General features: G+C 69.9%; 26 protein-coding genes. 11 read left to right on the top strand and 15 right to left on the bottom strand.

The features are described 5' to 3' along the window. The first annotated feature begins 59 nt into the window (after positions 1–59). The 3 genes from QTI45_RS23825 (at position 60) to QTI45_RS23815 (ending at position 1,904) form a co-directional block, all read left to right on the top strand. Entirely contained in the window at positions 60–716 is a 657-nt protein-coding gene (locus tag QTI45_RS23825; RefSeq protein WP_286369953.1) for a 50S ribosomal protein L25/general stress protein Ctc, read from the top strand. Positions 717–796: 80 nt separating this feature from the next. After that, positions 797–1,429: an aminoacyl-tRNA hydrolase gene (gene pth / locus QTI45_RS23820; RefSeq protein WP_286656071.1), complete on the top strand. Its 633-nt coding sequence runs from the start codon at positions 797–799 to the stop codon at positions 1,427–1,429. Positions 1,430–1,466: 37 nt separating this feature from the next. Then, complete coding sequence (locus QTI45_RS23815) at positions 1,467–1,904, top strand: hypothetical protein (RefSeq protein WP_286656070.1); 438 nt, start codon at positions 1,467–1,469, stop codon at positions 1,902–1,904. Here the strand turns inward: QTI45_RS23815 and QTI45_RS23810 are convergent. Then, the gene (locus QTI45_RS23810) at positions 1,901–2,194 is read right to left on the bottom strand and encodes a YfhL family 4Fe-4S dicluster ferredoxin (RefSeq protein WP_286369958.1); all 294 of its coding nucleotides are present in this window, start codon (positions 2,192–2,194) and stop codon (positions 1,901–1,903) included. The genes QTI45_RS23815 and QTI45_RS23810 overlap by 4 nt on opposite strands. Before the next feature lie 63 nt (positions 2,195–2,257). On the opposite strand from QTI45_RS23810, the gene QTI45_RS23805 reads away from it, so the two are divergent. The 7 genes from QTI45_RS23805 to QTI45_RS23775 all read left to right on the top strand — a co-directional run bounded on the left by QTI45_RS23805 (position 2,258) and on the right by QTI45_RS23775 (position 10,330). After that, positions 2,258–3,208, top strand: a complete 951-nt coding sequence (locus QTI45_RS23805; RefSeq protein ID WP_286369959.1) for an ABC transporter permease — start codon at positions 2,258–2,260, stop codon at positions 3,206–3,208. An 82-nt stretch (positions 3,209–3,290) separates the two neighbouring features. Next, a complete protein-coding gene (locus tag QTI45_RS23800) occupies positions 3,291–4,172 on the top strand; it encodes an ABC transporter permease (RefSeq protein WP_286369960.1) in 882 nt (293 codons plus the stop codon). Between the two features lie 7 nt (positions 4,173–4,179). Next, on the top strand, positions 4,180–5,166 hold the full coding sequence (locus QTI45_RS23795; RefSeq protein WP_286656069.1) for an ABC transporter ATP-binding protein: 987 nt from the start codon (positions 4,180–4,182) through the stop codon (positions 5,164–5,166). Continuing rightward, positions 5,163–5,996, top strand: a complete 834-nt coding sequence (locus tag QTI45_RS23790) for an ATP-binding cassette domain-containing protein (RefSeq protein WP_286369962.1) — start codon at positions 5,163–5,165, stop codon at positions 5,994–5,996. The genes QTI45_RS23795 and QTI45_RS23790 overlap by 4 nt, the downstream gene beginning before the upstream one ends. Before the next feature lie 82 nt (positions 5,997–6,078). Continuing rightward, positions 6,079–7,569, top strand: coding sequence for an ABC transporter substrate-binding protein (locus QTI45_RS23785; protein ID WP_286369963.1), 1,491 nt, complete (start codon positions 6,079–6,081; stop codon positions 7,567–7,569). Further along, entirely contained in the window at positions 7,566–8,972 is a 1,407-nt protein-coding gene (locus QTI45_RS23780) for an amidase (protein ID WP_286369964.1), read from the top strand. Before QTI45_RS23785 ends, QTI45_RS23780 begins: the two co-directional genes overlap by 4 nt. 23 nt (positions 8,973–8,995) lie before the next feature. Then, a complete protein-coding gene (locus tag QTI45_RS23775; protein ID WP_286656068.1) occupies positions 8,996–10,330 on the top strand; it encodes a tetratricopeptide repeat protein in 1,335 nt (444 codons plus the stop codon). On the opposite strand, the gene QTI45_RS23770 is transcribed toward QTI45_RS23775, so the two are convergent. The 8 genes from QTI45_RS23770 to QTI45_RS23735 all read right to left on the bottom strand — a co-directional run bounded on the left by QTI45_RS23770 (position 10,331) and on the right by QTI45_RS23735 (position 18,696). Then, the gene (locus tag QTI45_RS23770) at positions 10,331–11,209 is read right to left on the bottom strand and encodes a 2-hydroxy-3-oxopropionate reductase (protein WP_286656067.1); all 879 of its coding nucleotides are present in this window, start codon (positions 11,207–11,209) and stop codon (positions 10,331–10,333) included. A 13-nt stretch (positions 11,210–11,222) separates the two neighbouring features. Continuing rightward, on the bottom strand, positions 11,223–12,011 hold the full coding sequence (locus QTI45_RS23765) for an HpcH/HpaI aldolase family protein (RefSeq protein WP_286656066.1): 789 nt from the start codon (positions 12,009–12,011) through the stop codon (positions 11,223–11,225). Positions 12,012–12,085: 74 nt separating this feature from the next. Beyond that, entirely contained in the window at positions 12,086–13,420 is a 1,335-nt protein-coding gene (gudD, locus tag QTI45_RS23760) for a glucarate dehydratase (protein WP_286656065.1), read from the bottom strand. Positions 13,421–13,430: 10 nt separating this feature from the next. Beyond that, a complete protein-coding gene (locus QTI45_RS23755; protein WP_286656064.1) occupies positions 13,431–14,390 on the bottom strand; it encodes a Bug family tripartite tricarboxylate transporter substrate binding protein in 960 nt (319 codons plus the stop codon). A gap of 101 nt (positions 14,391–14,491) precedes the next feature. Further along, positions 14,492–15,523 (bottom strand): LacI family DNA-binding transcriptional regulator, encoded by a 1,032-nt coding sequence (locus tag QTI45_RS23750; protein WP_286656063.1) that lies wholly within the window; start codon positions 15,521–15,523, stop codon positions 14,492–14,494. Between the two features lie 39 nt (positions 15,524–15,562). Beyond that, a complete protein-coding gene (locus QTI45_RS23745; protein WP_286656062.1) occupies positions 15,563–16,369 on the bottom strand; it encodes a phytanoyl-CoA dioxygenase family protein in 807 nt (268 codons plus the stop codon). Between the two features lie 35 nt (positions 16,370–16,404). After that, positions 16,405–17,787, bottom strand: a complete 1,383-nt coding sequence (locus QTI45_RS23740) for an amidase family protein (protein ID WP_286656061.1) — start codon at positions 17,785–17,787, stop codon at positions 16,405–16,407. 234 nt (positions 17,788–18,021) lie between these two features. Continuing rightward, positions 18,022–18,696 (bottom strand): histidine phosphatase family protein, encoded by a 675-nt coding sequence (locus QTI45_RS23735; RefSeq protein WP_286369973.1) that lies wholly within the window; start codon positions 18,694–18,696, stop codon positions 18,022–18,024. Between the two features lie 70 nt (positions 18,697–18,766). Between QTI45_RS23735 and QTI45_RS23730 the strand changes: the two genes are divergently transcribed. After that, positions 18,767–19,477: an alpha/beta fold hydrolase gene (locus QTI45_RS23730; protein ID WP_286656060.1), complete on the top strand. Its 711-nt coding sequence runs from the start codon at positions 18,767–18,769 to the stop codon at positions 19,475–19,477. A gap of 7 nt (positions 19,478–19,484) precedes the next feature. On the opposite strand, the gene pcp is transcribed toward QTI45_RS23730, so the two are convergent. The 6 genes from pcp to QTI45_RS23700 are packed head-to-tail and all read right to left on the bottom strand — an operon-like array spanning position 19,485 to position 23,721. Continuing rightward, positions 19,485–20,132, bottom strand: a complete 648-nt coding sequence (gene pcp / locus QTI45_RS23725) for a pyroglutamyl-peptidase I (protein WP_286656059.1) — start codon at positions 20,130–20,132, stop codon at positions 19,485–19,487. Further along, entirely contained in the window at positions 20,129–20,866 is a 738-nt protein-coding gene (pxpA, locus tag QTI45_RS23720) for a 5-oxoprolinase subunit PxpA (protein ID WP_286656058.1), read from the bottom strand. Before pxpA ends, pcp begins: the two co-directional genes overlap by 4 nt. Further along, positions 20,856–21,896 (bottom strand): 5-oxoprolinase subunit C family protein, encoded by a 1,041-nt coding sequence (locus QTI45_RS23715; RefSeq protein WP_286656057.1) that lies wholly within the window; start codon positions 21,894–21,896, stop codon positions 20,856–20,858. Before QTI45_RS23715 ends, pxpA begins: the two co-directional genes overlap by 11 nt. Then, a complete protein-coding gene (gene pxpB, locus QTI45_RS23710) occupies positions 21,896–22,555 on the bottom strand; it encodes a 5-oxoprolinase subunit PxpB (RefSeq protein ID WP_444813141.1) in 660 nt (219 codons plus the stop codon). The genes QTI45_RS23715 and pxpB overlap by 1 nt, the downstream gene beginning before the upstream one ends. Further along, positions 22,552–23,055: a pantetheine-phosphate adenylyltransferase gene (coaD, locus tag QTI45_RS23705; protein ID WP_286369978.1), complete on the bottom strand. Its 504-nt coding sequence runs from the start codon at positions 23,053–23,055 to the stop codon at positions 22,552–22,554. The genes pxpB and coaD overlap by 4 nt, the downstream gene beginning before the upstream one ends. Positions 23,056–23,100: 45 nt before the next feature. Beyond that, entirely contained in the window at positions 23,101–23,721 is a 621-nt protein-coding gene (locus QTI45_RS23700; RefSeq protein WP_286370185.1) for an RsmD family RNA methyltransferase, read from the bottom strand. Between the last annotated feature and the right edge of the window lie 77 nt (positions 23,722–23,798).

The raw sequence follows: 23,798 nt of genomic DNA, 5'->3' as shown, positions 1-23,798 counted from the left end.
AAGCCCATTTTGAAAACCGGAGCCGCACTGGTCGCGGTCGGCTTCCACAGGAGTTATCCATGAAATTCGTCGCTTTTGAGCGCGCCAAGCAGGGCACGGGTGCGAGCCGCCGTCTCCGCATCACGGGCAAGACGCCCGGTATCGTCTACGGTGGCGAAGGCCAGCCGCAACTGATCGAGATCGATCACAACGCGCTGTGGCACGCCCTCAAGAAGGAAGCCTTCCACTCGTCGATCCTCGAGATGGAACTCGCCGGCGCCAGCACCAAGGTGCTGCTGCGCGACGTGCAATACCACCCGTTCCGCCAGCTCGTGCAGCATGTCGACTTCCAGCGCGTCGATGCCCGCACCCGCATGACGGTCAAGGTGCCGCTGCACTTCAAGGGTGAGGAAGAGTCGACCGCCGTCAAGCTCGACCACAACCTCGTGAACCACGTGATGAACGAACTCGAAGTCAGCTGCCTGCCGGCCGACCTGCCCGAGTTCATCGAGGTCGACCTGTCGGGCCTGACCAAGAACGCCACCGTGCACGTCAACGACATCAAGCTGCCCAAGGGCGTCAAGTTCGTGAGCCACGGCAAGGTCAACCCGGTCGTGGTCTCGGCCGTGCCGCCGCTGGTCGCCGAAGAGCCTGCAGCCGGCGCCGAAGGCGCAGCGGCCGAAGGTGCTGCCGCACCGGCCAAGGCCGACGCCAAGGCACCCGCGAAGAAGAAGTAATCCGCTCTTCGCGCCAGCCGACAAGAAGCCCCGCTCTGCGGGGCTTTTTCATTGCCGGGCGCAAGTCACAATCCCCTCCCATGATCAAGCTGTTTGTAGGCCTCGGCAATCCGGGCCCGGAATACGAGGCCACGCGGCACAACGCCGGCTTCTGGTGGATCGACGCGCTGGCCCGCGACCTGAAGCTGACGCTCACGCCCGAGCGCAGCTACCACGGGCTGGTGGCGCGCACGCAGATCGGCGGCAAGCCGCTCTGGCTGCTCGAACCCCAGACCTTCATGAACCTCTCGGGCAAGTCGACCGCCGCACTGGCTCGCTTCTTCAAGATCGAGCCGGGCGAGATCCTGGTGGCACACGACGAGCTCGACGTCGTGCCGGGCCAGGCCAAGCTCAAGTTCGGCGGCAGCCACGCCGGCCACAACGGCTTGCGCGACATCCATGCGCAGCTGGGCACCGGCGACTACTGGCGGCTGCGGCTCGGCATCGGCCACCCGGGCGTGAAGTCCGAGGTCGTGAGCTGGGTGCTCAAGAAGCCGCTGAAGGAACAACGCGAGGCGATCGAAGACGCGATCGTGCGCACGCTGCACGCTTTCCCGGCCCTGGTGGCCGGCGAAATGGACAAGGCGACCCTGCTCATCCACACGAGCAAGCCGCCGCGCCCCAAACCACCGCGGCGCGAGCCCGGCGACGGGGGTGCACCCGCCGCGGGCTAGCGGAAGCGAGAGTAGAAGGAAAAGGGAGACAAGAAAAATGAGACTGTCACAGGCACGAATAGCGACCCACGGCAGCCTGCTGCTGGCGGGCGCCTGCCTTCATTGGGCCGCGGCGGCACAGGCCTCGGGCGGCATCTGGCGCTGCGGCAACAGCTACACCGACCAGCCCTGCGACGCCGGCCAGGCGCTCGATCTCGACGATGCCCGCAGCGCGGTCCAAAAGCGCGCTGCCGACCAGGCGACCCGGGAGGCGCGCGCCGAGGCGCAGCGCATGGAGCGCGACCGGCTGCGCCTCGAAGCCACGCAGGGGCCCGGGCAGGCCGCCCTGATCGACAACGCGCCCCGGGCACGGGAGGCCGCGACCGCCCCGGAGCGCTCGATGAAGAAGGGCCAGGCGAGGAAGGATCCGCAATACCTGAGTCCGCAGGACCCGTCGGCACCGCGCAAGAAGAAGCGCCGCCAGCTGGCGAACTAGGGTGCCGGCGCAGGGCCGGGCGGCGCCTCGGCCCTGGCGGCCTTGACCGCCGCGAGACGCTCGAACTTCTGCCACAGCGTCTCGCGCGTCTCGACGTGCGCGGGGTTCGTCGGGATGCACGCGACCGGGCACACCTGCACGCACTGCGGTTCGTCGAAGTGGCCCACGCATTCGGTGCACTTGTGCGGGTCGATCTCGTAGATCTCCACGCCCATGTAGATCGCGTCGTTGGGGCACTCCGGCTCGCAGACGTCGCAGTTGATGCATTCGTCGGTGATCATCAAGGCCATGGACCGGATTATCGATGCTCTCGGGCACGGAGGTTGCGTGTCGGGTTATGCTGCGCCCGCCCTATGAGTCTGTTCCTGTTCAAGCGTTTCCTGACCCTGATCGCGACCTTGATCGGCGCATCCGTCATCGTTTTCCTGGTGCTCGAGATCCTGCCCGGCAATGCCGCGCAGATGCTCATGGGCCCGGACGCCGCGCCCGAGGCAGTGGCCGCGCTGGCCACCAAGCTCGGGCTCGACCAGCCGGCCTGGACCCGCTACTGGCACTGGATCGGCGGCCTCCTGACCGGCGAGCTCGGCGACAGCTATGCCTACAGCTCGCCGGTGCTCGAGCTGATCCTCGAACGGCTCGCGCTGACCGTGCCGCTGGCGCTGCTGGCGATGGCCTTCACGACCGTACTGGCGCTCGCCGTCGGCGTGACCGCCGCGGCGCGCCACAACAAGCTCGGCGACGTCGGCCTCATGGGCCTCACGCAGGTCGGCATCGCGATCCCCAACTTCTGGTTCGCGATCCTGCTGATCCTGGTCTTCTCGGTGCAGCTGCAGTGGTTCTCCGCCGGCGGCTTCGAGGGCTGGGGCGAAGGCATCCTGCCGGGGCTCAAGGCGCTGCTGCTGCCGGCGCTGTCGCTGGCCGTGGTCCAGGCCGCGATCCTCGCGCGCATCACGCGCTCGGCGGTGCTGGAGGTGATGCGCGAGGACTTCGTGCGCACCGCACGCGCCAAGGGCGTGTCGCAGCGCGCGGTGCTGTGGAGCCACGTGCTGCGCAACGCGATGATTCCGGTGGTCACGGTGATGGGCATGCAGTTCTCGGAACTGCTGGCCGGCACCATCGTGGTCGAGAACGTCTTCTACCTGCCGGGCCTCGGCCGGCTGATCTTCCAGGCCATCAGCAACCGCGACCTGATCGTGGTGCGCAACTGCGTGATGCTGCTGGCCGCGATGGTGGTCATCGTGAACTTCGTGGTCGACGTGCTGTATGCCGTGATCGACCCGCGCATCAAGGCTTCCGACATATGAGCGCAGTGCCGGGCCGCCCCAAGCAAGCTCGCGCCCCCTCGGGGGGCAGCGAGGACACGAAGTGCCGAGCGTGGGGGCACGCATGAGCGCAGTACCCGCTGCGGTGCCGAGCGCCGCCGCCTTCAAGGTGCCCGGTTTCTGGCGCCGCGCGCTGCAGCACCGCAGCTTCACGATCGGCGCCGTGCTGAGCCTGCTGCTGATCCTCGCGGCCGCGGTGTCGCTGGTCTGGACGCCCTGGTCGCCCTACGAGATGGACCTGGCGAGCAAGCTGCAGAAGCCGAGCTGGAGCCATTGGCTCGGCACCGACACCTTCGGCCGCGACGTTGCCTCGCTGTTGCTGGTGGGCGCGCGCGCCTCGATCCTGGTCGGCGTGATCGCGGTCGGCATCGGCCTCACGGTCGGCACCGCGCTCGGGCTGCTGGCCGCGGCGAAGCGCGGCTGGGTCGAGGAAGCGATCATGCGGCTGACCGACTTCACGATGGCCTTCCCGGCGATCCTGTCGGCGATCATGATGACCGCGGTCTTCGGCGCCGGCATAGTCAACGCGATCATCGCGATCGGCATCTACAACATCCCGACCTTCGCGCGCATCACGCGGGCCTCGGCCAACGCGATCTGGTCGCGCGAGTACGTGGCGGCGGCGCGCGCCTGCGGCAAGGGCGCCTTCGCGATCACGATGCAGCACGTGCTGCCGAACATCTCGGCGGTGCTGATCGTGCAGATCACGATCCGCTTCGCCGTCGCGATCCTGGCGGAGGCGGCTCTTTCCTACCTCGGTCTGGGCACGCAGCCGCCGCAGCCCTCGTGGGGCCGCATGCTCAGCGAAGCCCAGACCATGATGTTCCAGGCGCCCCTGCTGGCGGTGTTCCCCGGCATGGCGATCGCGCTGGCGGTGCTGGGCCTGAACCTGCTCGGCGACGGCCTGCGCGACCTGCTCGATCCGCGCCTTGCACGCGCCCGCTGAATCCCCCATGTCCCTTCTCGAAGTCAACGATCTCCATGTCCAGCTGCAGACGCAGCGCGGCCCGGCCGAGGCGGTGCGCGGCATCGGCTTCACGCTGGAGCGCGGCGAAACGCTGGGCATCGTCGGCGAGTCCGGCTGCGGCAAATCGATCACGGTGCAATCGCTGATGGGCCTGCTGCCATCGAGCGCCAAGGTGAGCGGCAGCATCCGCTTCGACGGCAACGAGCTGGTCGGGCTGCCAGAGCGCGAGATGTGCAAGTTGCGCGGCGACCGCATCGGCATGATCTTCCAGGAGCCGATGACCGCGCTGAACCCGGTCCACACGATCGCGCGCCAGGTCGGCGAGCCGCTGCGCCTGCACCGCGGACTCTCGGCCGCCGAGGCGCGCAAGGAGGCGCTGGCGCTGCTCGAGCGGGTCGGCATTCCGGACGCCGCGTCGCGCCTGGACGCCTATCCGCACCAGTTCTCCGGCGGCCAGCGGCAGCGCATCGGCATCGCGATGGCGCTGGCCTGCGGGCCCGACCTGCTGATCGCCGACGAACCGACCACCGCGCTCGACGTCACGATCCAGAAGCAGATCCTCGAACTGATCCGCAGCCTGGTGGCCGAGCGCGGCATGGCGCTGATCCTGATCTCGCACGACCTCGGCGTGATTGCCGAGAGCGTCTCGAAGATGCTCGTGATGTACGGCGGCAGCGTGGTCGAGAGCGGCCCGACCGCGGCGGTCTTCGCCGAGCGGGCCCACCCGTACACGCAGGGACTGTTCGCGGCCCGGCCGGCATTGGGGGCGCCACGCGGCCTCAAGCTCGCGACCATCCGCGGCAGCGTGCCCGAACTGGTGGACCTCCCCGCGGGCTGCCCCTTCGCGGGACGCTGCCGCTACACGGTCGACGCCTGCCAGGCCACGCCGCCGCCACCGGTGCTGCTGCCGCACGACCACCGCGTGCGCTGCATCCGGCTCGACGAGATCACGGCCGAAGGGGTCATCGCATGACGCAGCGCTTCGACCCCGATCCGCAGTCGGCCGCGCTGCTCGAAGTGACGGACCTCGTGCGCCACTACACGCTGCCGCGCGAGCGCCTGTTCGGCCCGCCGCCGATGGTCAGGGCGCTCAATGGCGTGAGCTTCAGCGTCCGGCCGGGCCAGAGCCTGGGCATCGTCGGCGAATCGGGCTCGGGCAAGTCGACCATCGCGCGGCTGGTGATGGCGCTCGACCGGCCGACCTCGGGCAGCGTGAAGCTGCTCGGGCGCGAGCTCCACGCATTGCCGAAGGACGAACTTCGGGCCGCGCGGCGCGATGTGCAGATGGTGTTCCAGGATCCCTATGGCTCGCTCGACCCGCGCCAGACCGTGGCGCGCATCGTCGCCGAGCCGCTCGAGGCGCTGGCCGAGACCTCGCGCGCCGAGCAGCGCGAACGGGCCGGCGAATCGCTGGCCGCCGTCGGCCTGCGCGCCACCGACCTAAACAAGTATCCGCACGAATTCTCGGGCGGCCAGCGCCAGCGCATCGCGATCGCCCGCGCCCTCATCACGCGGCCGAAGCTGATCGTCGCCGACGAGCCGGTGAGCGCGCTCGACGTCTCGGTGCAGGCGCAGGTGCTGAACCTGATGCAGGACCTGCAGCAGCAGTTCGGCATCAGCTACCTGCTGATCAGCCACGACCTCGCGGTGGTGAACCACCTCTGCGACGAAGTCTGCGTGCTGCACCGCGGCATCGTGGTCGAGCGCGGGGCGCCACAACAGCTTTTCGCGCATGCGCAGCACCCGTACACCCAGGCGCTGCTGGCGGCCGTCCCGCGGCCCGAACCGCTGGCTTCCGCATGAGCAAATGCTTGCCGTGCGGGCGCCCGTTGGCGATGATGTAACGTTGTATTTCCCTACCTGCTTTTCCCTGGAGCCCTGAACCATGCTGAATCGCCGCACCCTCCTGACCACCGCCGCACTTGCCACCGTGCCGCTCGCGCTGCCGCAGGCCGCGCTGGCGCAGGGCCGAAAGGACTCGATGGTGATCGGCATGACGCTCGAGCCGCCGGGCCTGGACCCGACCGCCGGCGCCGCCGCCGCGATCGCCGAGATCGTCCAGTACAACATCCTCGAGACGCTGACCAAGATCAATGCCGACGGCAGCGTGTCGCCGCTCCTGGCCGAGAGCTGGGAGGTCTCGCCCGACCTGCGCACCTACACCTTCAAGCTGCGCCGCGGCGTCAAGTTCCAGAACGGCGAGCCCTTCAACGCACAGGCGGTCAAGTTCTCCTTCGACCGCGCCGGCGGCGAGAAGAGCACCAACAAGGACAAGCGCACCTTCGCCAACCTCAGCACCCAGGTGATCGACGACTACACGGTGGTCGTCATCAACAAGGAGATCGACCCCGACCTGCCCTTCGTGCTGGGCCAGGCGACCGCCGTCATCGTCGAGCCCAAGAGCGCCGACACCAACGCGACCAAGCCGGTCGGCACCGGCCCCTACAAGCTCGACGCCTGGAACAAGGGCAGCTCGCTGGTGCTGAGCAAGTGGGACGGCTTCCGGAACCCGGGCGCCGCGAAGCTCAACAAGGTCACCTTCCGCTTCATCTCCGACCCGGCCGCGCAGGCCGCCTCGCTGCTGGCCGGCGACGTCGACGCTTTCCCGCGCATCGCCACGCGCGTGGTGCCGCAGTTCCGGAACAACCCCCAGTACCAGGTGATCCTGGGCGGTTCGCGCGCCAAGACCATCCTGTCGATGAACAACAAGCGCAAGCCGCTCGACGACGTGCGCGTGCGGCGAGCGATCTCGATGGCGATCGACCGCAAGGCCGTGATCGAGGGCGCGGCCGACGGTTTCGGCGTGCCGATCGGCAGCCACTACGTGCCGGGTGCCGCGGGTTATGTGGACACCACCGCGGTCAACCCCTTCAACATCGAGAAGGCCAAGCAGCTGCTGGCCGAAGCCGGCGTGAAGACGCCGCTCGAGCTCACGATGACGCTGCCGCCGCCGCCGTACGCGCGCCAGGGCGGCGAGGTCATCGTCGCGCAGCTGGCCAAGATCGGCATCAACGTGAAGATCCAGAACGTCGAGTGGGCCCAGTGGCTGAGCGGCACCTACGGCAACAAGGACTACGACCTCAGCATCGTGTCGCACGTCGAGCCCTTCGACCTCGGCAACTATGCCAAGTCGGACTACTACTGGGGCTACCAGTCGAAGGAGTTCAACGCGCTGTTCGACAAGATCAAGGCGACCGGCAATGCGGCCGAGCGCAACAAGCTGCTCGGCGAAGCGCAGCGCCTGCTGGCCAACGATGCGGCCAACGGCTTCCTGTTCCAGCCGCAGTTCCCGGTGATCGCCAAGAAGGGCGTCAAGGGCCTGTGGAAGGAGATGCCGATCTTCGTCAACGACCTCTCGGCCCTGTCCTGGTCGTGAGCGGCGGACTGCACGAACTGTCGGCGCGGGAACTGATCGCCGGCTACCGCACGAAGCGGCTGTCGCCGGTCGAGGTGACGCGCTCGGTCCTCGCCCATGTCGAGCGCTGGGAGCCGCGGCTCCAGGCGACCTGGCTGCTGCGCCCGGAAGCCGCGCTCGACCAGGCCCGGGCGGCCGAGGCACGCTGGGACCGGGGCGAGCCGCTGGGCCCGCTCGACGGCGTGCCCACCACGATCAAGGAGAACATCGCGACACGGGGCGACCCGATGCCGGCCGGCACCGCGGCGACCGAACTGCGGCCGGCCGCCGCCGATGCGCCGCCCGCGGCGCGGCTCAAGGAAGCCGGCGCGGTGATCCTGGCCAAGACCACGATGCCCGACTACGGCATGCTGTCCTCGGGGCTGTCGAGCTTCCATGCGCTGGCGCGCAATCCGTGGGACCTCTCGCGCACGCCGGGCGGATCGAGCGCCGGGGCCGGCGCCGCGGCGGCCGCGGGCTACGGCCCGCTGCACATCGGCACCGACATCGGCGGCTCGCTGCGGTTGCCGGCCGCCTGGTGCGGCATCTTCACGCTCAAGCCCAGCCTGGGCCGGATTCCGATCGACCCGCCCTACATGGGCCGGGCCGCCGGCCCGATGACGCGCAGCGTGGGCGATGCGGCGCTGATGATGGCGCCGCTGTCGCTCGGCGATGCGCGCGACAGCATGAGCCTGCCGCCGCAGGACATCGACTGGTCCGGCTTCGATGTGGGCGCCGACCACCTGCGCGGACTGCGCATCGGCCTGCTGCTCGACGCCGGCTGCGGCCTCGCGGTCGAGCCCGAGATCCGCGCCGCGGTCGAGCATGCGGCCCGCCTCTTCGAGCGCGCGGGCGCGATCGTCGAGCCGATGCAGCCCTTCATGACGCAGACGATGCTCGACGGCATGGACCACCTGTGGCGCATGCGCTCGCTGGTCGACATGAACGCGCTGCGCCCCGAGCAGCGCGACCGGGTCCTGCCCTACATCCGCCAGTGGGCCGAGAGCGCCGAGGGCTTTGGCGGCGAGCATGTGTTTCGCGCCTTCAGCCAGTTCCACGCGACGCGCGTGGCGACCGTGGCGGCCTGCGCCGGCTACGACTACGTGATCTCGCCGACCGCGCCGAACCTGCCGGCTCCGGCCGAGGCGCCCTCGCCCACCAACGACCCGCTGCGGCCGCTGGAGCACATCGGCTTCACGGTGCCCTTCAACATGTCGGAGCAGCCGGCAGCCTCGATCAACTGCGGCTACAGCGCCGGCGGACTGCCCATCGGCCTGCAGATCGCGGGGCGGCGCTTCGACGACCTGGGGGTGCTGCGCGTGTCGCGCGCCTTCGAGCTGATCCGCGATCCGCAGCGGCCCTGGCCCGAACCGCCGCAAGGCTGATCGGCGTTGCACGGAACGCTGCCATGAGCTTCACCGACAGCCTGGGCAATCCGGTCACGGTCGGCGACGCGACAAGCCTGCCGGCGATCGACGCCTTCGTCGAAGGCTTCATCTCCTGCGAGGCCCGCGCGGTCGATGCGCTGGCGGCCGCCGGCGATGCGAGCCCGATGGTGCAGGCCTACTGCGCCACCTTGCACCTGTTCGCCGAATCCGGCGATGCGCGTGCCAACGCGCGTCCTTTCCTCGAACGTGCCCGGGAGGGCGCGGCGCGCGCCACGCCGCGCGAGCAGCGCTACATCGAGGCCATCGCCGCCTGGTCCGCCGGCGACATCGCGCGCGCGATCGCGCTGCACCAGGAGCAGGCCAGGGAGCACCCGCGCGACCTGGCCTCGCTCAAGCTCGGCCAGTACCACTGCTTCAACACCGGCGACTGCCCGGGCATGCTGCGCCTCGCGTTGGCAGCGCTGCCCGCGGCCGCGGACGTGCCCTATCTGCACGGCATGGCGGCGTTCGGCTACGAGCAGTGCCACCTGCTGCGCGAGGCCGAGGCCAGTGCGCGCCGCGCGATCACGCTGCGGCGCAAGGAGCCGTGGGCGCACCACGCGCTCGGCCATGTGATGCTGACCGAGGGCCGCCTCAGCGAAGGGCTGGCCGTGATGCGCGCGCTCAGCGACACCTGGGTCGGCCTCAACTCCTTCATGGTCACGCACAACTGGTGGCATGTCGCGCTGTTCCTGATCGACCTCGGCCGTGCCGACGAGGCGCTGGCCATCTACGACCGCGAGGTCTGGGGCGTGGTCAAGGACTACTCGCAGGACCAGATCGGCGCCGTGTCGCTGCTGGCGCGCTTCGAGCTCGCGGGCATTCCGGTCGGCGATCGCTGGCAGGACGTGGCGGACCACCTGGCCCGGCGGCTGGCCGACCACGTGCTGCCCTTCCTGGACCTGCAATACCTCTACGGCCTGGCGCGTGCCGGCCGGGACGAGGCCGACCTGCTGCTGCGCAACATCGAGGCTTTCGCGCCCGCTGCGCCGCCTTCGACCCGCGCTGCCTGGCAGCGGGTCTGCGTGCCGGCTGCGCACGGCCTTCTGGCCCACGCCCGTGGCGACTTCGCGGCGGCGATCGATGGCCTGGGCCAGGCGCTGCCGCAGTTGGCCCGGATCGGCGGCAGCCACGCGCAGCGCGACCTGTTCGAGCAGGTGTACCTCGATGCACTGCTGCGCCTCGGCACCGCAGCCTCGCTGGCCGAGGCACAAGGCATCCTGCAGCAGCAGCTCAACGGCCAGCCGGAGTCGCTGCGCCTGCGAAGGCAGGCCGCCGCGGTCTACGCGCGGCTGGGCCTGCCCGCGTTCAACTGATCAACCCGCCGCCACTTCGTGCGCGGCCATCTGCTCGAGGGCCTTGACCAGCGCCGAATGATCGAGCTGGTCCCAGCCATGGGCGGCACAGGACTGCATCAGTTGCGCCGCCGAAGCGGTCTGCGGCAGCGACACGTCCATTTCCTTGGCGCCCGCGAGCGCCAGGCTCAGGTCCTTCTGGTGCAGCGCGATGCGGAAGCCCGGATTGAAGGTGCGCTTGATCATGCGCTCGCCGTGCACCTCGAGGATGCGGCTGGCCGCGAAACCGCCCATCAGCGCCTGCCGCACCTTGGCCGGATCGGCGCCGGCCTTGCTCGCGAACAGCAGCGCCTCGCCGACCGCCGCGATGTTGAGCGCGACGATGATCTGGTTCGCCACCTTGGTGGTCTGGCCGTCGCCGTTGCCGCCGACCAGCGTGATGTTCTTGCCCATGGCCTCGAGCAGCGGCCTAGCGCGCTCGAACACCGCGGCGTCGCCGCCGACCATGATCGTCAGGCTGGCGGCCTTGGCACCGACCTCGCCGCCCGACACCGGCGCATCGAGATAGTCGCAGCCGAGCTCGTTGATCTTCTTGGCGAAGCGCTTGGTCTCCATCGGCGCGATCGAGCTCATGTCGATCACGGTCTTGCCCTCGCTGAGGCCCGAGGCCACGCCGTCCTCGCCGAACAGCACCTGCTCCACATCGGGCGTGTCGGGCAGCATCAGGATCACGACCTCGGCCGCGCGCGCGACCTCGGCGTTGGTCTTGCAGACCGTGGCACCCTTGAGCGCATCGGGCACCTTGCTGCGCGTGCGCACGATCATCTCGTGGCCGGCCTGCATCAGGTTCTGCGCCATCGGCGCGCCCATGATGCCGAGGCCGATGAATCCGATCTTCATGTTCTGTTCCCTTTCAGTAGGTGGAGGAGCCGGGTGCGGCCGGGGCGGCGCGCATCTTGGATAGCAACTGCTGCGAGCCGGCCGCGATCATGCGCGCGTCCGAACTCACCGTGACGAACTGGAAGCCCTTGGCGATGCGTGCCAGCGCGCCTTCGGCCGTGCCGTTGTGGATGCCGGCCACCAGGCCGTGCGCCTTGGCGCGCTCGAGGATGTGGTCGATGGCCTGCGCCGCAGCCGGATCGACGTCGTCGAACATCGGCCGGCAGCCGAGCGCCAGCGAGAGATCCGACGGCCCGATGTAGACCGCATCCAGCCCCTCGACCGACATGATCGCGTCGAGGTTCTCGAGCGCCTGGGCGGTCTCGATCATCGCGAAGGTGACGATGGTGTCGTTGGCGTGCTGGGCATAGTCGGCGCCGCCGTACAGCGAGGCCCGGATCGGCCCGAAGCTGCGCGTGCCGCGCGGCGCGTAGTGGGTGTAGGCGACCAGCCTGGCGGCCTCGTCGGGCGTGCTGATCATCGGGCAGATGACGCCGTAGGCGCCGGCGTCGAGCGCCTTCATGAGCGCGCTCGGGTCCAGCCAGGGCACGCGCACCACCGGCACCGTGTCGGTGGTCGAGATCGCCTGCAGCATCGGGATCATCGACTGGTAGTCGACCACGCCGTGCTGCAGGTCGATGGTCAGCGAATCCCAGCCCTGGTGGGCCATGGTCTCGGCCGAGAAGCCGTTGGGGATTGCGAGCCAGCCGTTGACTGCGGCGCCTCCCGATTTCCACAGGGTGCGCAGGCGGTTTTCTCTCATGGGTGGCTCCTTTTTAGTCAGTCGAGGACAGAGCAAAAACTGCCGCGCAGTTTATTGGTCTGTCCCGCAAGGTCTCACGATCGATCGAACGCCGGCCGCTTCGGGTCGAATTTCCAGCCGGGAATCAGGCTCTGCATCGCAGCCGCATCATCGCGCGATCCCAGGCCGTGCTGCTTGTACAACTGGTGGGCCTTCTCGACCTCGGCCATGTCGAGCTCGACGCCCAGGCCCGGCTTGGTCGGCACCTGCACGTGGCCGCCGACGATCTGCAGCGGGTCCTTGGTGAGGCGCTGGCCGTCCTGCCAGATCCAGTGGGTGTCGATCGCGGTCACGCGGCCGGGCGCAGCGGCGCCGACGTGGGTGAACATCGCCAGCGACACGTCGAAATGGTTGTTCGAGTGCGAGCCCCAGGTCAGGCCCCAGTCGCGGCAGCTCTGGGCCACGCGCACCGAGCCGGCCATCGTCCAGAAATGCGGGTCGGCCAGCGGGATGTCGACCGACTGCAGGGCCAGCGCGTGGCTCATCTGGCGCCAGTCGGTGGCGATCATGTTGGTGGCGGTCGGCAGGCCGGTGGCGCGGCGGAACTCGGCCATCACCTCGCGGCCCGAGAAGCCCTCCTCGGCGCCGCAGGGATCTTCGGCATAGGCGACGACGCCGCGCATCCGCTGGCCCAGGCGGATCGCGTCCTTGAGCAGCCAGCCGCCGTTCGGATCGAGCGTCACGCGCGCTTCGGGGAAGCGCTCGTGCAGCGCGACGATGGCATCGACTTCCTCGTCGCCGCGCAGCACGCCGCCCTTGAGCTTGAAGTCGTTGAAGCCGTACTTGTCGCGCGCCGCTTCGGCCAGCCGCACGATGGCCTCGGGCGTCATCGCCTTCTCGTGGCGCAGGCGGAACCAGTCGTTGTCGGCCTCCGGCTCGCGGACGTAGGGCAGATCGCTCTTGTCGCGGTCGCCGACATAGAAGAGGTAGCCCAGCATCTCGACCGCATCGCGCTGCTGGCCTTCGCCGAGCAGCGCCGCGACCGGCACGCCCAGGTGCTGGCCCAGCAGGTCGAGCAGCGCCGACTCGATCGCGGTCACGGCATGGATCGTGGTGCGCAGGTCGAAGGTCTGCAGGCCGCGCCCGCCGCTGTCGCGGTCGGCGAACTGCTTGTGCACCTGCTGCATCACGCGCTGGCAGTTGCCGATCGACTGGCCGACCACCAGGTCGCGGGCGTCCTCGAGGGTCTGGCGGATCTTCTCGCCGCCGGGCACCTCGCCGACACCGGTACGGCCGGCGTTGTCGGTGAGGATCAGGATGTTGCGGGTGAAGAAGGGACCGTGCGCGCCGCTGAGGTTGAGCAGCATGCTGTCGCGGCCGGCGACCGGGATGACGCGCAGTTCGGTGACGATCGGGGTGGATTGGGACATGGTCGGGTTCTCAGTCGATGGTGATCTTGCCCGTCTCGATCACTTTCTTCCAGCGGGCGAACTCCTGCTGCTGGAACTTGGCGAACTGCTCGGGCGTGTTGGCGACCACCTCGAGGCCGATGGTGGTGAACTGTTGCTTGACGGCGGGGTCGTTCAGTGCGGCGGCCATCGCATCATGCGCCTTGCTGCGCACTGCCGGCGGCAGCCCCTTGGGCGCGACGATCGCCTGCCACGAGTAGACCTCGAGGTTCTTGATGCCGGCCTCGGCCGCGGTCGGGACATCGGGCAGCACCGGCGAGCGCTTGTCGCCCGTCACAGCCAGCGCCCTGAGCTTGCCGGCGTTGATGTTCTGCACCACCGCGTTGACGTTCTGGAACGAGGCATCGACCTGGCCGCCGAGCAGGTCGGTGATGGCCGGCGCGCCGCCCTTGTAGGGCACGTGCAGGCCGCTGGTGCCGGTCTGCTGCCAGAAGAGTTCGGCCGTGAGGTGGTCGCTCGAGCCGTTGCCCGAGGAAGCGAAGGTCATCTTGCCGGGATTGGCCTTGAGGTTCGCGATGACGTCGGCCACGGACTTGTGCGGCGACTTGGCCGGCACCACGAGCACGTTGGGCGCCTGCACCGCCACCGTGATCAGGTCGAAGTCCTTCAGCGCGTCGTACTGCATGCCCTTGATCAGGTGCGGCGCGATCACCAGCGGCCCGAGCGAGGTCACGAGAAAGGTGGCGCCGTCGGGTGCCGCGCGCTTGACGAAGGTGGCGCCGATCGTGCCGGTGGCGCCGGCCTTGTTGTCGACCAGGAAGGTCTGGCCCAGCTTTTCGCCGAGCTTGGGAGCGATGGCCCGGCCCACCATGTCGGTCGAGCCGCCGGGCGGGAACGGGACCACCAGCGTCACGGGCTTCTGCGGCCAGTCCTGGGCATGGGCGCCGAGGGCGGCCAATCCGAGGGCGAGGGTGCCGAGCAATCTCTTCATGTCTGTCTCCTTGGGTTTGTATGGTAGCGCTACCTCAGATAGGCCAATGATAGCGCTACCGTGTTCCGGCGCAAGCATCCGACACTAGGGGTTTGTACGGATCAGGCGCTCTCGCGCTCGATGATCGAGAAGCCGATGTCCACCACCCGCGGGCCGACCTGCCTGCCCTCTGCACGCTCGACGATGAACTCCGCGGCCTGGCGTCCGATCGCCGTGCCGTCGATGCGCACCGTGGTCAACGCAGGGTGCAGATCGGCGGCGAACTCGAGGTCCCCGAAACCGACCACCGCGAGCCGCCCCGGCACCGCCACGCCGCGGGCTTGCGCCTCGGTCATGACGCCCAGGGCCAGCAGGTCCGAGCTGCAGAACACGGCATCGATGTCGGCAGCGTCGCGCAGCAGTTCGGCCAGTGCCGCCCGACCGCTCTTGAGGGTGGTGGGCGCCGGCACCCGCACCACCGCCACTTCGGGCAGTCCGGCCGCCCGCGCGGCCTCCTGGAAGGCCTGCAGCCGCCGGAAGGCACGCTCGTCGTCGCCCGCGATCACCGCCAGCCTGCGGCGGCCGCGGGCATGGAGGAATTCCACCACCGCCCGGCCCACAGCCGGGTGCGAGAAGCCCACCAGCATGTCGAGCGGCGTCGGCGTCAGGTCCCAGGTCTCGACCACCGGGATGCCCGCGGCCAGCAACCGCTTGCGCCCTTCCGGCGAATGCATGATGCCGGTCAGCACGATGCCGTCGGGACGGCGGCCGATGATGGCCTCGAGCAGCGCGTCTTCGCGCGAATCGACATAACCGCTCTGGCCCAGCATCAGCTGGTAGCCGCGCTCGGCCAGCGCCTGGGTCAGCGACTGCACGGTCTGCAGGAACACCGGGCCGGCGATGGTCGGCACCACCGCGGCCACCAGCCGGCTGCGCGTCGATGCCAGGCCGCCGGCCAGCACGTTGCGCACGTAGCCGGTGCGCTCGACCGCGGCCTGCACCTTCTGCAGCACCTCGACCGAGACCTGGCGCGGCGAACTCAGGGCGCGCGAGGCGGTGATCGGCGCCACGCCCGCGAGCTTGGCGACATCGTGCAGCGTGACCGCGCCGCTGCCGCGGCGGGCGCGTCGTACCGGGGGCTCCTCATTGCTCATCCGCGGGATTCTAGGCGCACGGTAGCGCTACCTGGCGACTCAACGTGGCCGATGGCCGAGCTCGAAATCGTTGCGTCCGCTGCGGTCCACGCCGCGCAGCAGCCACAGCGGCCGGCGCGCGAAATCGACCGCGACGCCGGTCTTGCCATCGGCGGGCCGCAGGTCGCGCTCGAACACCGAGGTCGAGGGCATGTAGCGCAGCGCGACGCCGGTGCGGCGTTTGGCGGAAGTGTTGGCCTGGGCCCCATGGACCATGTAGACGTCGTGCAGCGACATCTGGCCGGGCTCGAGTTCGAGGTCCACCGCGGCGGATTCGTCGAAGCTGCCCGCGGCCATGCGCTGGTTCAGGGTCAGGTCGCTGCGGTCTTCGTGCAGGTGCTCGTGCAGGCGCTGGCCGACATGGGAGCGCGGGATCACGCGCAGGCAGCCGTTCTCGGCGGTCGACTCCTCCAGCGCCACCCAGACCGTGCAGTTCGCCAGCGGCCGGATCGGCCAGTAGTGCCCGTCCTGGTGCCAGGGGGTCTCGTAGCCCTCGGCGGCCGGCTTGCAGAAGACATGGCAGCCCCAGAGGATCACGTCCTCGCCGATCACGCCCGACACCAGTTCGACGATCTCCGGATCCATCGCCAAGTCGAGGAACTGCCGGCTGCCGCGCACGCCCTCCCCGTTGTCGCCCTCGACGTGCGCCGACACCAGCTTCTCCGGGCGCACGCCGGGGTTGTTGCGGAGCAGTTCGTCGAGCGCCTCGCGCATCGTCGCGACGCGCGCCTCGGGCAGCCTGAACTGCGGGATCACCCAGCCTTCGGCCTGGTAGTGCGCGATCTCTTGCGGGGACAGTTGCGCCATGTGTGCACCTCTTGGAGGCGCCCATTATGGGGACTTCAGGACCGGTAGCCCGGCGGCACCACGAAGCCGCCGAAGGCGCGCTCCGCCGCTTCGGCGAAGGCGATCGGCGTGCGGTCCTCGAGGTAGGGACCGATGACCTGCATGCCGACCGGCAGCCCGTCGTCGCTGAGCCCGATCGGCATCACGGTGGCGGGCAGGCCGGTCAAGGTGGCGATGCCGGACCAGGGCGCCTGGTCCTGGTAGGCGATCTCGAGGTCGTCGATGCGCAGGCGTCGCGCCGCCATCTCGCCATGGTCGTGCGCGAAGGCCGGCGTCGGCGCGACCGGGCACAGCAGCAGGTCCCATTGCTGGAAGAACGCGCGCCACTGGTGCGCCACGCGGGCCCGCACGCGGTCGGCATGGATCCAGTCGCGGTGGCTGATGCCGGGTTCTGCGCCCGGCATGTCGGCGCCGAGCTGCGCCCACAGCAGTTGCCCCCACAAGGACGCCAAGCGCGACAGGTCCGGGAGCAGCGGACTGCTGCGGCCGACACGGCAGCCGGCGCCCTCGAGGCCGTCGCCGAACCGCCGCAAGGCCGATCGGACCGCCCGCGAGGTCGGCACCAGCGGATGGGCGTCGAGCAGCAGCACCCGGAAGTCGGCGAGCGCGGCATGGCGCGCAGGCGGCAGCGCCAGGCGGTACGCGATCGCCTCCGCATCGTCGGGCCCGGCGACGACGTCGAGCGCCAGCGCCAGGTCGGCGGCGTTGCGCGCCATCGGCCCGACCACCGCGAGATCGAACACCGGGTCGGCCGACAGCGAAGGCGTGCCGGGCGGCGCGCTGCCGCGCATCGGCACCAGGCCCCGCGTGGGCTTGTGCGCGAAGACGCCGCAGAAATGGGCCGGAACGCGCAGCGAACCGACCAGGTCGGAGCCGAATTCGAGCGAGACATAGCCCGCCGCCAGCGCCGCCGCGCTGCCGCCCGACGAGCCGCCCGGCGTGCGCCCCGGGTCCCACGGGTTGTTCGTCGTGCCGTAGACCGGATTGCTCGACTGCCAGTCGGCCAGTTGCATCGCGACATTGCTCTTGCCGATGACGATGGCACCGGCCGCCTTCAGCCGGCGGACCAGCACCGCGTCCTCGGCCGCAGCGGGCTGGCCGGTGCCCGGAATGCCCCAGGTGGTCGCCAGGCCCTCGACGTTGAAGGCCTCCTTCACCGTGACCGGCACGCCGAGCAGCGGACGGCGGTCGCCTTGGGCGAGTGCCGCATCGGCCGCCCGGGCCGCGACGCGGGCGCGCTCGAAGTCGCGCACCACCACGGCATTGAGTTCGGGGTCGAAGCGCTCGATGCGCGCGATCGAGCGCTCCAGCAGTTCGGCGGCCGACAGGGTTCCGGCCTGCAGCGCGGCGACGAGTTCGCGGGTGCTTGCGTAGTCCATGGCGTCGTCTCGGTGGGTTTCACACGCCGCGATGATGGACCGGGCGCCGGGCGCGGGCTTGATGCGGCTTGCTGCGCGCTTGACGAATCTTGCGGGATCTCTGATCAATCCCTTCTAGTCAGTTGAGGACAGAGCAAAAACTGCTGCGCAGTTTCTTGGTCTGTCCCGCAAGGTTCTGGTCAGTTGAGGACAGAGCAAAACTGCTGCGCAGTTCTTGGTCTGTCCCGCAAAGCATCACGCTTTCAAATGCCGGCTCTGGTCATAGGTCGGCTGTGCCGGCAGGTCCGCCAGATGCCGGATGTCGGCCCAGTCGACGATCTCGATCTGCTCGGGCTGCGCCGCGTCGGCGATGCGGATGCGGTTGAAGCCGGCATTGGGGATGTCGCTCTGGCGCGGCCCGTTGAGCCCGAGGCCGCGGGCCGTGCGCCAGACCATGTCGAGCACGCCGCCATGCGTGACCACCAGCAGCTTCTGGCCGGCGTGCGCCGTGGCGATGCGGCCCAGCGCCTCGATGATCCGTGCATGGAACTGGCGCGGCGACTCGCCCTCGGGCATCGCGTGGTCCTCGCGGAACTGCAGCCAGTCCTCCCAGGCGCGCGGATGCAGCGTCTGGATCTCGTCGGCGCGCATGCCTTCGACGACGCCGAAGTGCTGCTCGCGCAGCGCCGCCATGGTGAGGATCTCGAGTTCGAGCTGGCGCGCTGCGGGCGCAGCGGTCTGCTGCGCCCGCATCAGGTCGCTGCTGATGAGCTGCTGCACCGGCTCGCCGGCCAGCCGCAGCCCGAGCCGGCGCGCCTGCTCGTGGCCCATGTCGTTGAGTGGCACGTCGATGTGGCCCTGGAAACGCAGCTCGCGGTTCCAATCGGTTTCGCCGTGGCGGATCAGGATGAGTTCGGTGATGGTGGGCATAGGCTGGCGTCTATTCTCCCCGCAGCGGGTGTCCGGCGTGCGACCGGCGCGCTTCGCCGAGAATCCGGGCATGCCAAGTCTCGTATTTCTGCCCGGTCTCGCCTGCGACGAACGCCTTTTCGAAGCCCAGCGGCCGGCGCTGCCTTCCGCCCTTCATGTGCAGGTGAGCGATGCCCACGCCCGGCACGACCGCATCGAAGCCATGGCCGCGGCCGTGCTGGCCGAGAACGCGGGGCCGCTGATCCTCTGCGGTGCATCGATGGGCGGCATGGTCGCGATGGAGGCCGCGCGCCAGGACCCGGCACGCATCGCGGGCCTGGCGCTGCTCGGCACCAACGCGCGCGCCGAGACGCCCGAGATGTTCGAACTGCGGGGTTCCGCGATCGAGCTGTTCGAGAACGGTGAGGCCCGCGACGTCATCGAGTTCAATGCCGGCATCGCCTTCCATCCTTCGCGCGTGGGCGATACGGCGCTGCTGCAGCGCTACGTCGACCTGGTGCTCGACGCCGGCGTGCAGCAGCTGGTGCGGCAGAACCGGGCGCTGATGGTGCGGCCCGACGCCCGCCCTCACCTGCCCGCGCTGCGCTGTCCGGTGCTCGTGATGTGCGGCGACAACGACCGCCTGACACCGCCCGAATGCTCGCGCGAGATCGCCGCCCTCATTCCGCAGGCCGAGCTGGTCTGGGTCGCGCAGTGCGGCCACATGCTCACGATGGAAAGGCCCGAGGTCGTCAACGCGACCCTCGGCGCCTGGCTCGAGCGCTGGGTCGAGGCGGCCTAGAAGACGCTCAGTGCAGCTGGCCGCCGGTCTCGCGCACGTCCTCGCGGACCGCGAGCGCGGTGGCGATCGCGATGCGCAAGCCGGCCACCACGGTGTCGAGCGCCATGCTCGGCAGCCCCGGCCGCCGCGCGACCTGCTCGGGCAGGTAGGGAATGTGGATGAAGCCGCCGCGCATGGCCGCCACCGGCCGGGTCGCGATCCGGTGCATCAGGCCGAAGAACAGGTGATTGCAGACGAAGGTGCCGGCCGTGTTCGACACCGCGGCCGGTATGCCCGCGGCCCGCAGGTCGCGCACCATGGCCTTGATCGGCAAGGTCGCGAAATAGGCCGCCGGCGCGCCGGCCACCACCGGCAGATCGATCGGCTGGCAGCCGGCGTTGTCGCAGATGCGGCCGTCGTCGACATTGATCGCCACCCGTTCCGGCGTGAGTTCGGCGCGGCCGCCGGCCTGGCCGACCGCCAGCACCAGCTGCGGCTGCAGTTCGTCGATCGCGGCATCGAGCTCGCGCAAGGCGGTGCCGAAGACGCATGAGATGCGGCGCGCATGCACCACGGCGCTCTGCAGGCGCCAGCCATCGAGCGCGCGAACCGCCTCCCACGACGGATTGACGGCCTCGGCGTCGAAAGGCTCGAAGCCGGTCAGCAGGATGTTCACGTCGCCGCCACGGCGATGCCTTCGGCCGCCAGCCGCTCGCGAATGCGGCGCGCGAAGGCCAGCGCATGCGGGCCGTCCCCGTGCAGGCAGACGGTCTGCGCGTTCACCGCGACCAGGCTGCCGTCGATCGCGCGCACCCGGTGGTCGCGCACCAGCGACAAGGTCTGCGCCAGCGAGGCCTCTTCGTCATCGATCAGGGCGCCGGGCTGGCTGCGCGGCACCAGGCTGCCGTCGGGCATGTAGCCGCGGTCGGCGAAGACCTCCTCGACGGCGGTCAGTCCGGCGCGCTCGGCGGCACCGATCATGCCGCTGCCGGCCAGGCCGAAATAGCGCAGCGAGGGGTCGAAGCGGCGCACCGCCTCGCAGATCGCCGCGGCCAGTGCCGGCTCCTTGACCGCCTGCTTGTAGAGCGCGCCGTGCGGCTTGACGTGCGCCAGCCGGCCGCCTTCGGCCTTGACGATCGCCGCCAGCGCGCCGATCTGGTAAAGCACGCCGGAGACGATCTCGTCAGGCGGCAGGTTCATGGTGCTGCGGCCGAAATTCTCCCGGTCCGGGAAGCTCGGGTGGGCGCCGATCGCAACGCCGTTGGCGATCGCCCAGCGCACGCACTGCTGCATCGTGCGAGCGTCGCCGGCATGCCAGCCGCAGGCGATGTTGGCCGAGCTCACCAGGCCCAGCAGGGCCTCGTCGTTGTCGCATCCTTCGCCGAGGTCGGCATTGAGGTCAATCTGCATCGGGTACTCCTTGGGCCTGATTCTGCGCCGCTGCGACCCAGCCCGCAGAGGCCAGTCCCTGCGCCACCTGCGCCAGGTAGCGCCGGCGCTCGTCCCAGGCAGCCAGGGCATCGGCCGAATCCACCTGCTGCAGGCGCAGGCGGCCATTGAGCGGGGCCTGGGCCAGCTTCCAGAGATCGGCGCGGATCACCACGCCGATGCGCGGGTAGCCGCCGGTGGTCTGGGCATCGCCCATGAGGATGATCGGCTGGCCCGAAGGCGGCACCTGGATCGTGCCCGGGATCACGCCCGAGGACAGCATGTCGACCGCGCGCCGGCGCTTGAGCTCGACGCCTTCGAGCCGGCTTCCCATGCGGTTGCTCTGCGGCGTGATGCGCCAGGAACCACCCCACAGCGCCTCGCGCGAGGCGATCGTGAATTGCCCGAACTCGGGGCCCGGCATCACGCGCAGCACGGTCGTGCGATCCCGCTCGGGGCCCGCGCCGGGCCCGCGGACGCCGAACGGGCGCCGCGCCAGCTGCTGCGCATCGAGCCCTGCGGTCCCCAGCAAGAGGTGGTCGCCCTTCTTCAGGGCCCGCCCCTGGTGGCCGCCGAAGCCGGCCTTGAGGTCGGTGCTGCGCGAGCCGAGGATCACCGGCACGTCGACGCCGCCCGCCACCGCCAGCCAGGTGCGCAGCCCCGCCTTGAGCGGCGATCGATTGGCGCCGGCGAGCCTGAACACCTGTCCCGCGCCCACCGGCATGCTCCAGTACGGCCAGATCGGCGCGCCGTCGAGCGTGGCGCCGAAATCGTCGCCGGCGATCGCGATCCGCGTCGCCGCCTCGAAGCGGATCTCGCAGCCGCCCATCGTGAGTTCGAGGCCGGCGGCGCCGTCGGGGTTGCCGACCAGGCGATTCGCCAGAGTCAACGCCAGGGTGTCGAGGGCGCCGCCCGGACAGATGCCGAGCTGGCGATGGCCATGGCGGCCGAGGTCCTGGACCGAGGCCAGCATGCCCGGCCGCAGGATCGTGAGCCCGGCGCTGGCCGCCATCAGGCCTCCATGCTTTCGACCACAAAGCGCACCCGGTCGCCCGGGCGCAGCCGGGTCGGCTCGGCCGCGTCCGGATCGAACATGTCGAGCGAGGTGCGGCCGATCAGCTGCCAGCCGCCCGGCGACACCAGCGGATAGATGCCGGTCTGCTCGCCGCCGATGCCGACCGAGCGTGCCGGCACCGCGACTCGCGGCTCCTTGCGCCGCGGCGTCGCGAGCTCGGGCGCCAGGCCGCCCATGAAGGCGAAGCCCGGGAGGAAGCCGAGCAGGTAGACCACGTAGTCGCCCGCGCTGTGGCGCTTCACGACCTCGGCTGGAGAAAGACCGGTATGCCGGGCGACCTCGGCCAGATCGGGGCCGGACTCGCCGCCGTAGGCCACGGGGATCTCGATCCGCCGGCCCTCGATGCCGGCCGCCGACAGCTGCGGCCAGGCCGACAGCACCTGCATCTCGAGCTCGACCATGTCGATCTGGGACGGATCGAACAGCAGGCTCAGGTTGTTCATGCCCGGCAGCGCCTCGTGCACGCCGCGCCACCGCAGCGCTTCGGCGGCCAGCGCCCAGATCCGCTGCTGCTGCGCCAGCGTCGCCGGTGCCGGCAGTTCGCACACCAGGGCGGCTTCGCCCAGCGAGTGCAGCCTGAGCAAGCCTTCGGTCATTCGCGGCCGAGGCTGCGAACCTTGGCCATGAGGCTTTCCTGGACGTTGGGCGAGACGAACTTGTCGACTTCGCCGCCCAGCATCGCGATCTCGCGCACGAAGGTGCTCGATATGAACTGGTACTTGTCGCTGGGTGTCAGGAAGACGGTCTCGACCTCGGGCATCAGCGAGCGGTTCATGCCGGCCAGTTGGAACTCGTAGTCGAAGTCGGTGACGGCGCGCAGGCCGCGCACCATCGCCTTGCCGCCGCGCGCCACCACGAAGTCGCGCAACAGGCCCGAGAAGCTCTCGACCGTGACCTGGTCGCTGTAGGGCTTCACCGCTTCGCGCGCCATGTCCATGCGCTCCTGCAGCGTGAACAGCGCCTTCTTGTGGTGTCCCGCCGCCACGGCGACGATGACCCGCGAGAACAGCTGGGTCGCTCGGCGCACCACGTCCTCGTGGCCGAGCGTCATGGGGTCGAAGGTGCCGGGATACACCGCGATCACGTTGCTGGACATGTATTGCTTCCTCCTGATTCGGACCTGGTGGCTCGGTTCGGCGGATTATGCAGCGGGGTTCGCCGCGGGCCGCAGAAGATGGGCGTGCACTGCACCCGCCTTCAGGTAGCGGTAGGCCGCGAGGCCGAGGGCGGCGAGCTCCTCGTCGCTCCAGCGCCGCGCCGCCTCGAGGTAGACCACGCCTTCGGGACGCAGGGCCCGCAGCGAAGCGCGCAAGGCTGGTTCGTAAAGCGCCGGGTTCTCGAACGGCGGATCGAGGAACACCGCATGCAGGCTGCCGGCCGGCACGCGCTCGAGGGCCGTGACGCCATTGCCGCGCTCGACGCGCACCGCGTCGGCGCCGAGCTTGGTCTTCAGCGTCTGCAGTTGGGCGACCAGGGCCGGGTCCTGCTCGCAGAGCAACACCGAGCCGGCGCCGCGCGAGGCCGCTTCGAGGCCGATCGCACCGGTGCCGGCGAAGGCATCGACGCACTGCCAGCCCGGCAGGTCGCCGCCGCCGGCGCCGGCCAGGCTGGCGAGCCAGTTGAAGAGGGTTTCGCGCACCCGGTCGGGCGTGGGCCGGAGCCCGGGCTTGTCGGCGACCGCGAGGCGGGTTCGCTTCCACTGGCCGCCGATGATGCGGACGAAATGCGGTGCCTTGGCGAGCTTGTTCGGCTTGGCCGGCAGCGAGGGCGCGGGTGTTCTGGACTTCGTTTTCACACCCGGAGCTTAACGGCAGCCGACCGCCCCGGCAGCGAGTACAC

It is taken from the genome of Variovorax saccharolyticus (genome assembly GCF_030316765.1).
GTDB classification, from domain to species: domain Bacteria; phylum Pseudomonadota; class Gammaproteobacteria; order Burkholderiales; family Burkholderiaceae_C; genus Variovorax; species Variovorax saccharolyticus.
Note: the sequence above shows the minus strand (reverse complement) of the source record. Positions and strands in the feature narration are given on the sequence as shown.